The sequence below is a fragment of the Salipiger sp. HF18 genome (genome assembly GCF_011806505.1).
Classification (GTDB): Bacteria; Pseudomonadota; Alphaproteobacteria; order Rhodobacterales; family Rhodobacteraceae; genus Salipiger; species Salipiger thiooxidans.
The window spans coordinates 1-14,403 of record NZ_JAATOS010000072.1; the positions used below are offsets into that span (position 1 = coordinate 1).

A 14,403-nucleotide genomic window follows, 5' to 3' on the forward strand; every position below is an offset into this window, starting at 1 on the left:
AGGGGGTATCCTGTGCCCGGCAGGCGGACCGGGTGCAGGGCCGGACAAGGGCCGGACAAGGGGCGGGCAGGGCGCCGGGACAGGGGGGATATGGTCTCCGCAGACATTCACTCCCCCTCTGGCGGCGTGGCCTGACGACGCGCGATACGTGACTTTGCGCAATTATTGGTTGAATGGACTCCGGTACTCAGACACCATGGTGTTATTGGTGCCGTAGCGTCAAGAATTTCATTGCGCATTTGATCTGGGGGATTTCGCCCATGGATGACCATTCCGACGACCGCGGCGGGATGCGCCGCGATGCCGCCACCGACAGCCCGCCGACCCGCTATGAACGCGCGTCCGTCCGACGACCGCGCGCCGCGCAATTTGCCGGGGCTGCGACCGGTGTCGGGGTGCTGGGTATCGAGATCTGCCAGTCGGTTCAGGCGCTTGACAACTCCGTGCCGCTGGTGGCCCTGAAACCGACCATGGTCCGGGTCTATCTCGACGAGACCACCGTCGCGGCGAGCCTGCGACTGCGCGGCGAGCTCTGTCTCAGGCAGTCCGCCACCGGTCCCGCGACCTATCTCGCCGGGATCAACGAGCTGAAACTCGATCCCGCTGACGCCCTGGCGCTCGTCGACAAGCGCGAGACCCTGAAGGCCTCGCTGAACTTCCACCTGCCCGAGACCGCGCTTCAGGCCGGGTCGCTTATCGTCGAGCTCAACCGGCTCATCCAGATCGGCGGGGCGGAACAGCCCTTTACCGGCGCGGCCCCGGTCGCGGTCGAGCTGACCGCGGGGCCTCCGATCCGGGTGCGCTGCATCGGCCTGCGCTACGCAGATCCGCAGACCGGTGGCGTGCACGTGCCCGACGCCATCCACTTCGACTATTTCCGGTCCTACCTGTCACGGGCCTATCCGGTGCCGTCGGTTGAGTGGTCGCAGATCGTGGTCGACGCCAATTTCGCCCCGCCGTTTCAGGGCGCGACGGCGGTGCTTGCAAACGCGCAGATCGCGGCGATCCGAAACTCCGAGATCAACTCGGGCACCGATCCCCGAACCCATTACTACGGGCTAGTCGACGACGCGAACGGCCAGCACTTCATGCGGGGGCGCGCTTCGGGCATTCCCGCAGGGCCGCAGCCGGACACGGTGGCCTCGGGGCCCTGCGGCATTCCAGCGGGCCTCGCAGGCGATCAGGACCAGTCCTATGCCGACTGGTACGGCGCACACGAGCTTGGTCATACCTACGGGCGCTTTCATCCCGGTTTTCCGCCCGGGGCGCAGGATGCCTCGGACGCGACTTTCCCATATGCCAACGGGCAGCTGTCGAACGCCGACCGGAAATACGTGGGCTACGACGTCGGTGATCCGCAGCTCGGGTTAGAGCCCAAGGTGATGAACGGCACCACCCATCACGACGTCATGACCTACGCGGACAGGCAGTGGGTTTCGGCGTATACCTTCGAGGCCATTCGTCAGCGCCTTGCGGACGAGGACGCGCAGTTCGCGCCTCCGGTCGCGTAGGGCAGTGGAGATCCGTCACATGAACACCACCGCAGACACACGATTTGCCCATGTCGTGGCGACCGTCGACCCGACCGAACACAGCGGTCAGATCCTTTACGTCAACCCGTCGAACATCCAGTCGAACCTGAGCCCGCTCGGGGGGCTCGATCGGGGCGACATCGCCCTCGTTCTGAGGAATTCGGATGGAGCCGAAATCAGACGGATTATCCCCGAGGTGCGCTACGATGCCTGCAGCAGCCCCGAGGATCCGCACACCGGCCTGATCCAGCAGGACGTCGAGCTGCCCGAGGGGCTGGCCTCGCTCGAACTGGTGCAGGGCGACGAGGTTCTGGACATCTTCCAGGCCACCCCGCCCGAGGAGGCGCCCGCGCTGGCCGATGGCATGACGCTCGAGGCGCCGCTCGTCGGCGCCGGCCACAGGCGCAGCGGCTTCAGCGGGCTGGTGGAGGCGCAGGCCGGGGTGACGTACCTGATCGAGGCGCGCCCGGATAATCAGGGCCCCTGGAGCACGCTCTTCATCGGTCGCAAGACGCCGGATTTCGAGATCGACAAGAACCAGTTTCCCGGCGCCAGAAAGCTGAGCGTTCGCGTGGTCCAGAACGCGGGCGTCACTCGCCGCGTGATCGACGAACGCGAGATCGAGCTGGAGTGATCGCCGGCGGCCAGCGCCTGACCTGAGCGCGGGTGCGCAAACGAAACAGGCGCGCCCCGGGGCACGCATGTTCGGGATGTCCCGAAATGGTCCGTCAGACCACCACGGCCGCTCCGTTCGAGGCAAGGCCGACGTTCTGGCGGAAGGCCTCGAAGAGCTCGCGGCCGACGCCGTGGCCGTTGTCGGCAAGGTCGGCGCTCACCGGCGTGCGGCTGTCGAAATCGGGCGCGAGGCAGGTGAGCGTGCCGTTGGTGGCGTCGACGCGCACCATGTCGCCGTCGCGAAGCTTGGCGAGCGGGCCGCCGTTCGCGGCCTCGGGGCAGACGTGGATCGCCGCGGGGACCTTGCCGCTGGCGCCGGACATGCGGCCATCGGTGACCAGCGCCACCTTCAGGCCGCGGTCCTGCAGAACCGCCAGCGTGGGCGTCAGCGAGTGCAGCTCGGGCATGCCATTGGCGCTCGGGCCCTGGAAGCGTACGACGACGACCGTGTCCTCGGTAAACTCGCCCGCCTTGAAGGCGTTCTTGACCGCCGCCTGGTCCTGGAAAACCCTGGCCTTGGCTTCGATGACATGGCGCGAGGGATCGACCGCAGAGACCTTCATGATGCCGTGGCCAAGGTTGCCGATGAGCTTTTTCAGCCCGCCGGTCTTCTGGAACGGATCCGAGGCAGGGCGCAGGATCTTGTCGTTCTGGCTGACCCGCGCGGCCTCCTCGTAGCTCACCGCTCCGTCGCGAAGCTTGGGCTCGCGGGTGTAGAGCGACAACCCGTCCCCGGCGACGGTGGTGACGTCCTCGTGCAGGAGGCCCGCGTCGAGCAGTTCGCCGATCATGTATTGCAGCCCGCCCGCCGCGTGGAAGTGGTTCACGTCGGCGAGGCCGTTGGGATAGACCTTGGCCATCTGAGGCACGACCGAGGAGATGGCGTCGAAATCCTCGAGCGTGAGTTCGATCCCGGCGGCGCGTGCCATGGCGGGCAGGTGCAGCACGAGGTTGGTCGAGCCGCCCGTTGCCATCAGTCCGACGATGCCGTTCACGAAGGCCTTGGCGTCGAGGATGTCGCAGACAGGGCGGTAGTCGTTGCCGAGCTTGGTGATCTCGAGCGCGCGGGTGGTGCCGGCCTCGGTCAGCGCGTCGCGCAGGGGCGTGTTGGGATTCACGAAGCTCGCGCCAGGCAGGTGCAGGCCCATGAGCTCCATCAGCATCTGGTTGGTGTTGGCGGTGCCGTAGAAGGTGCAGGTGCCCGGCCCGTGGTACGAGGCCATCTCGGCCTCCATCAGCTTGTCGCGTCCGATCTCGCCGGTGGCGAACTGCTGGCGCACCTTGGATTTCTCGTCGTTGGGAAGACCCGAAGTCATCGGTCCCGCAGGCAGGAAGATGCCGGGAATGTAGCCGAAGGTGGCGGCGGCGATGATCAGCCCCGGCACGATCTTGTCGCAGACGCCGAGATAAACCGCCGCGTCGAAGGTGTTGTGCGAGAGCGAGACCCCGGCGGCCAGCGCGATCACGTCGCGCGAGAAGAGTGAAAGCTCCATTCCCACCTGGCCCTGGGTGACGCCGTCGCACATCGCCGGGACGCCGCCCGCCACCTGCGCGGTGCCGCCTGCGGCGCGCGCGGCGCTGCGGATGATCTCGGGGAAACGCTCGAAGGGCTGATGGGCCGAGAGCATGTCGTTGTAGGCGGACACGATGCCGAGGTTCGGTACCCGCCCCTCGGCCAGCGCCTGCTGGTCGACGCCCATCGCCGCGTAGGCGTGGGCTTGGTTGCCGCAGGTCAGGTGGCCCCGGCGGGGGCCCTCCTCGGCGGCGCGACGCATGCGGTCTAGATAGGTGGTGCGGCGGGCCTCGGAGCGGGCCTCAATGGTCTCGGTGACCTTGGCGATGGTGGCGTCGAGCGGCATGGCTGGCTCCCTTGTCCCTGGCCGTCCCGCGAGGGGTGCGGGCGATCGCTATGCGACCCACATAGAATTGTTGGCGCTAACAGTAAAGCCGTTTGGGGCGGGTTTCACCGAGATCGCCCCGGCCGGGCGTATCATCGCCGGAAAGAAACACCCGTTGCGCCCTGTTTCTGACCAATTCCGCGGGCATTTCGGGATGTACCGAAATCCTGCCCGACAGAGGTGGGACGGACCGAAAGACAGAGCAGGGGTTACCGAAATGAGCGCAGCAGCACAGATCTCGAGGGTGGCATCCCTCGTCGCGGCGACCGGGAACGTGGGCCGTGGACGCGCAGCGGTCGGGGCGCAGCCGGACAGCCGGGGCCGGGCGCAAGCAGCATTTCGGACAGACCCGAAATCCCGGTGCCCCACCGCGACCGGCCGACCTGCCCCATGGCGGTCAAGGCGGTCCGGCGGGCAAGGGCAGGGGCGCTGAGCCCTGCGACCAGACCCCCGAACCACACATAAAGCCCGGAGTAGTCTGAGGGGTATCCTCTGCCGTGAGTGACGCCGGAGAGGACCCGGGACGGCAGGGCAGATGACCTATCCAAAGGGATAGGGATGCCCCCCTGCGCGCATTTCGGGTGTCCCGAGGCGCGGTACGCCTTCGTCGTTAACGCGGGCATAAGGGAGAGGCCAGCAGCGATGCCGGACCGAAGAGACCGGCATGAGCAAAGACCGGCATGAGCAAAGAAGCGAAATGCCGAAAGGCACCAGAAGGAGGAATGGACATGTATATCGGAGCTCTCGTCGTCATCATCGCTGCAGGCTGTGTTTTCGAACTTCTCGAGGGGGCAGCAGAACGTCGCCGCTACCAGCGCAACGCGCAGCTGGTGGACTTCCCAGGCCTCAACGACTGACCCCCGACCCCGCCCTGCGCCGCGGGCGCCATCGGGCGCGACAGGCGGCAGGGCGGGGCGTTACGCCCGGGCGCGTCGCCAAGCCTCCGGCTTATCCCCCAAAACCAGCTCAACCGACCCCGGGCCGTGTCTTCCCTCGGACACGAAGCCGGAGTATAGGGGCGGCATGAGTGCCGCCCCTCTCCCTGTCGTCAGACTGACGCCCAAAGCCAACCTGCGTGCCATCCGCCGTGGGTTCCCGTGGATCTATGCCAACGAGCTGGTGCTCGACCGCCGTACCAAGGCGCTCGCACCGGGCACGGTGGCGCTGCTCGAGGATACCGAGCGCAAGCCGGTCGGCCTCGTCGGGGTCACGCCCGCGTCGAAGATCGCCGCGCGCATGCTCGACCGCGACGATCAGGCCGAGATCGGCCGCGACTGGCTCGCCACCCGGCTGCGCCGCGCGCTGGAGCTGCGCGAGCGGATCTACGACGCACCCTTCTACCGCCTCGTGCACGCCGAGGCCGATGGCATGCCCGGCGTCATCATCGACCGCTTCGGCGACACCTGCGTGGTGCAGCCCAACGCCGCATGGGCCGAGCTGCTGCTGCCCGACCTGACGCAGGCGCTGGCGGACGTGACAGGCGTCACCAACATTCTCAAGAACGCGGGCTCGCGCGGGCGGTCTCTCGAGGGGCTCGACGACGCCGACGCGGTGCTGCTGGGCAGCGCCCCCGACGCTCCGGTACCGGTCGAGATGAACGGCGCGACCTACATGGCCGACCTCACCGGAGGCCAGAAGACCGGGCTCTTCTACGACCAGCGTCCGAACCAGGAGTTCGCCGCTCGGCTCGCGCGCGGGCAGTCGGTGCTCGACGTGTTCAGCCACGTGGGCGGCTTCGCGCTTGCCGCGCTCGCAGGCGGCGCCACCTCGGCGCTGGCGGTCGACGGCTCGGCGCCCGCGCTGGCGCTGGCCGAGGAGGGCGCCCGCCGCATGGGTGCCGACGACCGCTTCGCCATCCGCCAGGGCGACGCCTTCTCGACGCTCGACGCGCTCGGGCAGGAGAACGCCCGCTTCGGCGTGGTGATCTGCGACCCGCCCGCCTTCGCGCCGTCCAAGCCCGCGCTCGACGCCGGCCTGCGCGCCTACGAGAAGGTGGCGCGGCTCTCGGCGCCGCTGGTGGCCGAGGGCGGCTACCTCGTGCTTTGCTCCTGCTCGCACGCCGCCGATCTCTCGAGCTTCACCGGCGCCTGCCTGCGCGGCATCGGCCGGGCCGGCCGTCGCGCGCAGCTGCTGCGCACCGGTTTTGCCGGGCCGGACCATCCGCTGATGCCGCAACTGGCCGAGTCAGGCTATCTCAAGGCGCTGGCGTTCCGGCTGTGAAGGTCCTGCTCGACACCTGCGTGCTCTATCCCACGGTGATGCGGGAGGTGCTGCTGGGGGTCGCGGTGCAGGGTGTCTACGAGCCGCTCTGGTCCGAGCGGATCCTCGAGGAATGGGCGCTCGCCGCCCGCAAGCTCGGCCCCATGGGCGAGGTGCAGGCCCGGGGCGAGATCGCGCAGGTGCGCGCCGCCTGGCCCAAGGCCGAGATCCGCTTCCCGCCGTCGCTCGAGTCGCGGCTCTGGCTGCCCGATCCCGCCGACCTGCACGTGCTGGCGGCGGCGATCGCGGGCTACGCCGACGTCATCGTCACCGAAAACGCCAAGGATTTCCCGCGCGGCATCCTCGCCGAGGAGGGGCTGTCGCGGGTCGATGCCGACGGTTTCCTGCGCGGGCTCTTCGAGGCCCAGCCGGGCCGCGTGCGCGACGCCTGCGAGGCGGTGCTGGCCGAGGCGCGCCGGCTCTCGGGCGAGGACTGGACCATGCGCGGGCTGCTCAAGAAGGCGCGGCTGCCGCGTCTTGGCAAGGCCCTCGAAGCCGCCGGGTGACATCCCGCCGCACCCCGGGACGCCGGGGGCGTTCTGTCTCATTCCTGTCATGCACCGCTTCTATGCTGCGGCCGTGCCATGGCTTGCGGGACATTCTGACATGCAGGACCTTCTCCGACCGGGGATCGCGGCGGCGGGGCTCGCCGCGGAACTCTGCGAGCGGCTCGAGACGCCGCGCGACACGGTGACCTGGGAGGCGACGGTGACGCTCGCGGGCTGGGAGCCGGCGCTGCGCGGCGGCGCGGCCTTCCGGGCGCGCGCCGAGAACCTCGCCGTCTACCTCGCCTTCCGCAAGCAGGACCTGACTGCCGAGCAGGCGGCTCTCTCGGCGCTTGGCCTGTCGTCTCTGGGCCGCTCCGAGGCGCATGTGATGGCCACGCTCGACGCGGTGATCGCCACGTTGCAGGCGCTGGCGGGCGAGGCGCCGCTGGCAGGGCGCCAGCCCGTGGCAGAGGCCGCGCTGGCGCGCCATGTCCAGCACGAGCGCGACCGCATCTTCGGCGCCGATCCCTCGGGCCCCGAAACCCGCATCATGGTGACGCTGCCCTCCGAGGCGGCCGAGGATCCCGCCCTCGTGCGCGGGCTGATCGAGGCGGGCGCCACCTGCGTGCGCATCAACTGCGCCCACGACACCCCCGCCGCCTGGCGCCGCATGGCGGGCCACGCCCGCGACGCCGCCGCGGCCACCGGGCGGGATCTGCGCATCCTGATGGACCTCGCCGGGCCAAAGGTGCGCACCCTGCAGGTGCATATGCCCAAGGCCTTCCTCGAGCGGGAAAAGCGCAAGCGGGTCAAGCGGATGCGCGAGGCAGGGCGCGACCCGCTGTCGATGGGGCCGCTGCTGCTGCCCGGCGACCGTTTCCGGCTGGTGCGTGCGCTTTCGAGAGCCAAGGACCTGCCCGAGGCGACACTGAGCCACCCCGAGCTGCTGGCCCGCACCGTGACCGGCGGGCGGCTCTGGTTCGACGACGGCAAGCTTTCGGCGGTGGTGGTCGAACGCGACGACGACCACGCGCTGCTACAGGTCGAGACAGCGCGCGACGGCGGCACCCGGCTGCCGCCCGAGAAGGGCGTCAACATGCCCGGCGTCGACATGGAGATCCCGGCGCTGGCCGAGGCCGACCTCGCGGCGCTCGACACGGTGGTGACGCTGGCCGACGCGGTGGGGTTCTCGTTCGTGCAGACGCCCGACGACATCCGCGCCCTGCACGCCGCGCTCGACGCCCGGCTGCCCGAGGGCGCGCCGCGGCCGGCGGTTGTGCTCAAGATCGAGACCGAGCGCGCCATCCGCAACCTGCCGCGGCTCATCGTCATGGCGGGCGGCGCCGGACCGGTGGCGGTGATGATCGCGCGCGGTGACCTCGCGGTCGAGATCGGGCTCGCCCGGCTGGCCGAGATCCAGGAAGAGATCCTGTGGATCTGCGAGGCCGCGGGCGTGCCGGTGGTCTGGGCCACGCAGGTGCTCGAGGGGCTGGCCAAGCAGGGCAATCCCAGCCGCGCCGAGGCCACCGACGCCGCGATGGGCCAGCGCGCCGAATGCGTGATGCTCAACAAGGGCCCGCACGCCGCCGAAGCGGTGGTTTTCCTCGCCCGCATCCTGCGCCGCATGGACCGGCACCAATCCAAAAAATCCCCGCGGCTCGGTCCGCTTCGTGCCTGGCACGGGCCGCAGGATCTCTGACCGCCGCGGGGACACCTGCCGTGTCCGGGCTGCGCGCAATCGCCGCGATTTGACGCCGCGGGCCGGGGGCGGTCTTGCAGCGAAAACGGGGGGCTGCTACTCACTTTCCGTTATCCCGATCTGTTTGGTCGGGAACTGAGAAGGTGGGCCCGTGCAGACACCCCGGCTGGAAATCCGCAATATCGTGCGCCGTTTCGACGGCCGCCGCGTCGTCGATGACGTGTCCCTGACCATTCAGCCCGGCGACGTCACCTGCCTGTTGGACCCTTCGGGGTGCGGCAAGTCCACGACGCTGCGGATGATCGCGGGCGTCGACATGCAGGACGAGGGCGAGATCTACGTCGACGGCAAGCTAATCTGCGACACCGTCTTCCGGGTGCCGCCCGAGCGCCGCCAGATCGGCCTCATGTTCCAGGATTTCGCGCTGTTCCCGCACCTCTCGGTGGGCGACAACGTCGCCTTCGGCCTGCGCGACGGCAAGGCCGAGAAGCGCCGCCGCGCCGGCGAGCTGCTCGAGCGGGTGGGGCTGTCGCGCTTCATCGACGACTTTCCGCACCAGCTCTCGGGTGGCGAGCAGCAGCGCGTGGCGCTGGCCCGGGCGCTGGCGCCGCGGCCCCGGATCATGCTCATGGACGAACCGTTCTCGGGGCTGGACAACCGTCTGCGCGACGGCATCCGCGACGAGACGCTGGCGCTGCTCAAGGAAGAGGGGACCTCGGTCCTGCTGGTCACCCACGAGCCCGAGGAGGCCATGCGCATGGCCGACGAGATCGCGCTGATGCGCGGCGGCCAGATCGTGCAGCGCGGCGCGCCCTACAACATCTACAACCGCCCCGTGGACAAGGCGGCGGTGGCCTTCTTCAGCGACGTCAACGTGCTGCGCGGCACGGTCAAGGGCGCGCTCACCGAGACGCCCTTCGGGCAGTTCCTCGCGCCGGGCATTCCCGACGGCTCCGAGGTCGACATCGTCTTCCGGCCGCAGCACATCGGGCTCGATTTCGACCGCAACGGCCGTGGCCCGAACGCCACCGAACTCGCGGGCACGCCCGCGCGCGGCGTGGTCCAGCGGGCGCGGTTCATGGGGTCGGAAAGCCTCGTGGAGTACCGCATGGACTTCAACGGCGAGGTGCTGAAGGCGACGGTGCCGAACGTGTTCCTGCCCAAGCCCGGCACGCCGATGTGGCTGACCGTGCGGCGCGACCGCTGCTTCGTCTTCCCCGCCTGAGGCGCAGGTTCGGGCGCAGGTTCAGGCCAGCCACGCCAGCGACAGCAGCGACAGTACCGAGGTCCAGATGATCACCGGCGCGATGGCATCGGTGCGCACGCCGTGCAGCAGCGCCAGCGCAAAGGCCATGGCGCCGGACGGCCCCGCCGCGGTCAGGGTAAAGAGGTCGTGCCAGCGCGCGCTGACCCCGGCGGCCGCCAAGGCCACGAAGACCAGCGCCGGGAAGACCACGAGCTTCAGCGCCGAGATCGCCGCCACCACCGGTGTCGGGCGCAGGTTCTGCTGCGACAGGATCACCCCGAGTGCGAACAGCGTCAGCGGTGCGGCTCCGGCGCCGGCGAACTCTGCCGCGGTCAGCATGGGGGCGGGGATCGGCAGGGTGGCAAGGTTCATCCCCCCCCCCGCCGCGATCGAGATCAGCACCGGGTTCGACGCGATCCGCCGCGCCGCGCCGCCGATCCCCGCCGAGGGCTGCACCATGAGATCGGTGCCCACGATGAAGATCGCGAAGACCACCGAGGCGTCCCAGGCCACGATGGCAGTCACCGGCAGCGCCGCCGCCTCGCCGTAGATCAGGAACGAGATCGGCCAGATGTAGAGCAGCGAATTCACGAAGACGACCGCCATGGCCAGCAGCCACGCCTCGGGCCGCTCGCGCCGGAACAGGCGGCGGGCCATCACGTAGGCCACGGCGAAGGCCACCAGCTCGCAGAGCGCGTAGAGCCCGACCGCCGTCATTTCGAACTCGGCGAAGGGCACCGAGGCCACCAGCGGGAAGATCAGCGCCGGTTGCAGCAGGAGGAAGGCGACACGGTTCACCGCGCCCGCCTCGACCCGCGAGAAGACGCCGCGCCAGCCCAGCAGGTAGCCGAGCGCCAGCATCGAGAACACCGGCAGGATGTCGTGGGTGAGAATGTGAAGCATTTGGACCGGAATGGTATACCGGCGCACCCTGCGCGGGAACGGGGGCGGGGTCAAGCGGTGGGGGCGCCGCGGGCCACTGCCGTTTTTTGTCAGGAGTCGCGGGTAGCAATGGGGCGTCAAGACACAGGAGATTTGCCATGACGACCCCGAACCTCATCCTGCTCTACGTGAGCGATCCGGCCCGCAGCGCGGCCTTCTACGCGGACCTGCTCGGCACCGAGCCCGAGGCGGTCTTTCCCAACTACGCGGCGCTGTCCTTCGGCAACGGGCTGAGCCTCGGGCTGTGGTCCACTGCCGCGCAGGACTTCGTCTCGGGCGGCGAGGGGCACCGCTCGGAGCTTGCCTTCATGGTGCCGAGCGACGCCGAGGTCGACCGGATGCACGACGACTGGGTCGCCCGCGGCGTGAGTGTCGAGCAGGCGCCCATGCAGGCGGCCTTCGGGCGCACCTTCGTGGCGCTCGACCCCGACGGCCACCGCATCCGCGTCTGCATGCCGGACCGCTGACGCTCGGCGCCGCCGATCTTGGAACACCTGCCGATGGCCTGCGTTGCCCCTGGGAACGCAGGCCAGACGGAAGGAGAGCGCCCGCCATGTGGGACTGGATCGGATCGAACGCCTCGGCGCTGAACGTCGGGTTGAACGCGGCGATGCTCCTGATCTGGCTGGCCTACCTTCAGCTCTTCTTCGTCAGCTTCCGGCGCTCGAACCGCACGGTCATCCACATCGGGATGGCATCCGAGAGCGGCGAGGATGCGCGCTGCCTCGTCACCAACATGGGCTCGGACACGGCCTACGTGCTGGCGGTGATGGTGGGGCTCGATGACGGCGACAGGACCCGCCTCGCACCGGTGACCGACCGCGTGGAGGACGAGGATCCGATCGGCGGCGACTTCCGCGACAAGACCAACCAGGGACCCCTGCGCGGCGGCGAGGCGCTGGATATCGGCAGCCTGCGCAACATCGTCAGCCGCGCCGCCCACCAGATCGACGAGGACGTCTCGCTCGACGATTGCCGCGCGGTCGAGATCACCGTCGTGGTCGCGGAACAGCAGGCCCACCGGCTGGCGGGCGGACGCAAACGCTACGAGATCGACTGTTCCGGCGGGCGCATGCGGTTCCGGCCCGAGAACGTCCTGACCGACCAGATCCGCACCCGCCGGGACCGGCAGGCGCTGCTGTCGCGGATGAACGCCTGAGGTGGCCTAGCGCTGGCGGCGCGCCATGAAGGCCAGCCGCTCGAACAGGTGAACGTCCTGCTCGTTCTTCAGCAGCGCGCCGTGCAGACGGGGCAGGGCGTTGGCGGCGTCGCCCTTGAGGTCCTCGGCGTCGAGATCCTCGGCCAGCAGCAGCTTCAGCCAGTCGAGCACCTCGGAGGTCGAGGGCTTCTTCTTCAGCCCGGGCTGTTCGCGCAGCTCGTAGAACTGGGTGAGCGCCGCGGTCAGCAGCGCCGGCTTGATGCCGGGATGGTGGACCTCGACGATGCGGCGCAGCGTGTCGTGGTCGGGGAAACGGATGTAGTGGAAGAAGCAGCGGCGCAGGAAGGCGTCGGGCAGCTCCTTCTCGTTGTTCGAGGTGATGATGACGATGGGCCGCTGCCGCGCCCGTACCGTCTCGCCGGTCTCGTAGACGTGGAATTCCATGCGGTCGAGCTCTTGCAGGAGGTCGTTCGGGAACTCGATGTCCGCCTTGTCGATCTCGTCGATCAGCAGCACCAGCTTGCCGTCGGCCTCGAAGGCCTGCCAGAGCTTGCCCTTGCGGATGTAGTTGGAGACGTCGTGCACGCGCTCGTCGCCGAGCTGGCTGTCGCGCAGCCGGCTGACCGCGTCGTATTCGTAAAGGCCCTGCTGGGCGCGGGTGGTGGACTTGATGTTCCACTCGAGCATCGGCAGCCCCAGCGCCTCAGCCACCTGGCGCGCGAGCTCGGTCTTGCCGGTGCCGGGCTCGCCCTTGACCAGCAGCGGCCGCTCCAGCGCGATCGCGGCGTTGACCGCCATGGTCAGGTCGTCGGTGGCGACATAGGTGTCAGTGCCGTCAAAACGCATTCCAGCCTCCCTGCGGATCTCCACGATCCGGGATACGCAAGCGGCGCGGCTTCTGCAAGCAACGCCGCCGGTCCGCCGCCGTGCTGTGGCGTTCCGCACGGCCCGCGCCCGGAAAGCGGTCGCCGGGGCCGTCGAGGGGCCTGCGAGTGCGCGGCTCCTGACCCAACGTCATGCGCGTAGGGCGTCAAATGTGCGTAAAATTTAATCAGAATTGTTACCCCTGTCCGGACCCGCTCGGGCCGGGGGAAATGCCGTCTAGTGTGGGCAAAAACCCCTGTGGTCCCGGGCGGATGACCCTGTTTCGCGGTGCTCTCATACCCCTGTCGCCGCGATGCCCAAAATTTGCCCGCACGCTCCTGCATTGTGTAGTGACAACGTGTTGGCCTTGGGATAATTGCAGCCTCGCAAGGGGTGCCGGGATCGTTGAGGGGTTAACCAGTGCGATGGGCCGGCTTTTCAGAGGGAGCAGAAATGAAGCCCGAAACCTTTCTTCCGGACGACTACCGTCCCGCCGAGGACGAGCCGTTCATGAACGAGCGTCAGCTCGAGTATTTCCGCCGCAAGTTGATTGCCTGGAGAAACGACATTCTTGCCGAGAGCCGTGACACCATCGAGGCCCTGCAGGAAGCGACCCGCAACATTCCCGACGTCACCGACCGCGCAAGCGAGGAGACCGACCGCGCCATCGAGCTGCGCACGCGCGACCGCCAGCGCAAGCTCGTCGCCAAGATCGACTCCGCGCTGCGTCGCATCGACGAAGGGGAATACGGCTACTGTGAAGTGACGGGCGAACCGATTTCGCTGAAGCGTCTCGACGCACGGCCGATCGCGACGATGAGCCTCGAGGCGCAGGAGCGTCACGAGCGTCGCGAGAAGGTGCATCGCGACGACTGAGCCCATGCCGGGGGTCTTCCCGGATCGGCAGTGACGACCAAAGCGCCGGGGCGTAGGCTCCGGCGCTTTGCTTTCCCGGCGAGGCCGGGGCGGACGGCGCGTAGGAGCGCGGACTCAATGGCTCTGAACGGCAGGCGGATCGTGGTCGCAGGTGGCGGCATCGGCGGTCTTGCGGCAGCACTGGCATTCCGGCAGCGGGGCGCCGAGGTGCTGGTTCTCGAACAGGCGGAGGCGATCACCGAGGTCGGCGCCGGGATCCAGGTCAGCCCCAATGGGCTGCGGGTGATCGAGGCGCTGGGGTTGGCGCAAGGGCTGGCGGCCCGCGCCTGCAAGGCGCGCGCGGTGGTGCTGCGCGACGGGCTGAGCGGCGAGCAGGTGCTGCGGCTGGACCTCGGCCAGCTTCCCGAGGGGCAGGGCTACCAGTTCGTGCACCGTGCCGACCTCGTCGAGCTGCTGGCTGATGCCGCGCGCGAGGCCGGGGTGCGGATCCGGCTTCTGCAGAAGGTCCGTTCGGTGGTCCCCGGTCCGACGCCGTCGCTCGAGCTCTGCAACGGCGACAGCGTGGGTGGCGATCTCGTGGTGGGCGCGGACGGGCTGCATTCGGTGCTGCGCCAGGCGCTCAACGGCAGCGCCAGCGCCTTCTTCACCAAGCAGGTCGCGTGGCGCGCCATCGTCCCCAACACCTCCGCTCATCCGGCCGAGGCGCAGGTCCACATGGGGCCGGGGCGCCACATCGTCAGCTACCCGCTGCGCGACGGCAGCTCG

14 protein-coding genes are annotated in these 14,403 nt (G+C 69.0%); 11 read left to right on the top strand and 3 right to left on the bottom strand.

The window, feature by feature from the left end; all coding sequences use genetic code 11:
* The first annotated feature begins 260 nt into the window (after window positions 1-260).
* A complete protein-coding gene (locus HC022_RS09140; protein ID WP_167452213.1) occupies window positions 261-1,511 on the top strand; it encodes a hypothetical protein in 1,251 nt (416 codons plus the stop codon).
* A 19-nt stretch (window positions 1,512-1,530) separates the two neighbouring features.
* Complete coding sequence (locus HC022_RS09145) at window positions 1,531-2,166, top strand: hypothetical protein (RefSeq protein WP_167452214.1); 636 nt, start codon at window positions 1,531-1,533, stop codon at window positions 2,164-2,166.
* A gap of 94 nt (window positions 2,167-2,260) precedes the next feature.
* Here HC022_RS09145 and edd read toward each other — a convergent pair whose 3' ends face one another.
* Window positions 2,261-4,066 carry a phosphogluconate dehydratase gene (gene edd, locus HC022_RS09150; protein WP_167452215.1) on the bottom strand — a complete coding sequence of 602 codons (1,806 nt, stop codon included), beginning with the start codon at window positions 4,064-4,066 and terminating at the stop codon, window positions 2,261-2,263.
* Between the two features lie 767 nt (window positions 4,067-4,833).
* On the opposite strand from edd, the gene HC022_RS29635 reads away from it, so the two are divergent.
* From HC022_RS29635 to HC022_RS09170, 5 genes are all read left to right on the top strand, one after another.
* Window positions 4,834-4,962, top strand: coding sequence for a hypothetical protein (locus tag HC022_RS29635; RefSeq protein WP_008884653.1), 129 nt, complete (start codon window positions 4,834-4,836; stop codon window positions 4,960-4,962).
* Between the two features lie 166 nt (window positions 4,963-5,128).
* Window positions 5,129-6,325: an RSP_2647 family RNA methyltransferase gene (locus HC022_RS09155; protein ID WP_167452216.1), complete on the top strand. Its 1,197-nt coding sequence runs from the start codon at window positions 5,129-5,131 to the stop codon at window positions 6,323-6,325.
* Window positions 6,322-6,870: an RSP_2648 family PIN domain-containing protein gene (locus HC022_RS09160; protein ID WP_167452217.1), complete on the top strand. Its 549-nt coding sequence runs from the start codon at window positions 6,322-6,324 to the stop codon at window positions 6,868-6,870. Before HC022_RS09155 ends, HC022_RS09160 begins: the two co-directional genes overlap by 4 nt.
* 100 nt (window positions 6,871-6,970) lie before the next feature.
* Window positions 6,971-8,551, top strand: coding sequence for a pyruvate kinase (locus tag HC022_RS09165; RefSeq protein WP_167452218.1), 1,581 nt, complete (start codon window positions 6,971-6,973; stop codon window positions 8,549-8,551).
* A 151-nt stretch (window positions 8,552-8,702) separates the two neighbouring features.
* Window positions 8,703-9,776, top strand: coding sequence for an ABC transporter ATP-binding protein (locus tag HC022_RS09170; RefSeq protein ID WP_368484640.1), 1,074 nt, complete (start codon window positions 8,703-8,705; stop codon window positions 9,774-9,776).
* A 21-nt stretch (window positions 9,777-9,797) separates the two neighbouring features.
* Here HC022_RS09170 and HC022_RS09175 read toward each other — a convergent pair whose 3' ends face one another.
* Window positions 9,798-10,700 carry an AEC family transporter gene (locus HC022_RS09175; protein WP_167452219.1) on the bottom strand — a complete coding sequence of 301 codons (903 nt, stop codon included), beginning with the start codon at window positions 10,698-10,700 and terminating at the stop codon, window positions 9,798-9,800.
* A gap of 137 nt (window positions 10,701-10,837) precedes the next feature.
* Between HC022_RS09175 and HC022_RS09180 the strand changes: the two genes are divergently transcribed.
* Window positions 10,838-11,206 (top strand): VOC family protein, encoded by a 369-nt coding sequence (locus tag HC022_RS09180; protein ID WP_008884012.1) that lies wholly within the window; start codon window positions 10,838-10,840, stop codon window positions 11,204-11,206.
* An 86-nt stretch (window positions 11,207-11,292) separates the two neighbouring features.
* A complete protein-coding gene (locus HC022_RS09185; RefSeq protein WP_008884642.1) occupies window positions 11,293-11,898 on the top strand; it encodes a hypothetical protein in 606 nt (201 codons plus the stop codon).
* Between the two features lie 6 nt (window positions 11,899-11,904).
* On the opposite strand, the gene HC022_RS09190 is transcribed toward HC022_RS09185, so the two are convergent.
* Window positions 11,905-12,744, bottom strand: a complete 840-nt coding sequence (locus HC022_RS09190) for a MoxR family ATPase (protein ID WP_167452220.1) — start codon at window positions 12,742-12,744, stop codon at window positions 11,905-11,907.
* A gap of 471 nt (window positions 12,745-13,215) precedes the next feature.
* On the opposite strand from HC022_RS09190, the gene dksA reads away from it, so the two are divergent.
* Together dksA and HC022_RS09200 are read left to right on the top strand one after the other, a co-directional pair.
* Window positions 13,216-13,638 carry an RNA polymerase-binding protein DksA gene (gene dksA, locus HC022_RS09195; RefSeq protein ID WP_008886276.1) on the top strand — a complete coding sequence of 141 codons (423 nt, stop codon included), beginning with the start codon at window positions 13,216-13,218 and terminating at the stop codon, window positions 13,636-13,638.
* A gap of 117 nt (window positions 13,639-13,755) precedes the next feature.
* The coding region (locus tag HC022_RS09200) for an FAD-dependent monooxygenase (RefSeq protein ID WP_167452221.1) at window positions 13,756-14,403 on the top strand (648 nt) is incomplete at its 3' end.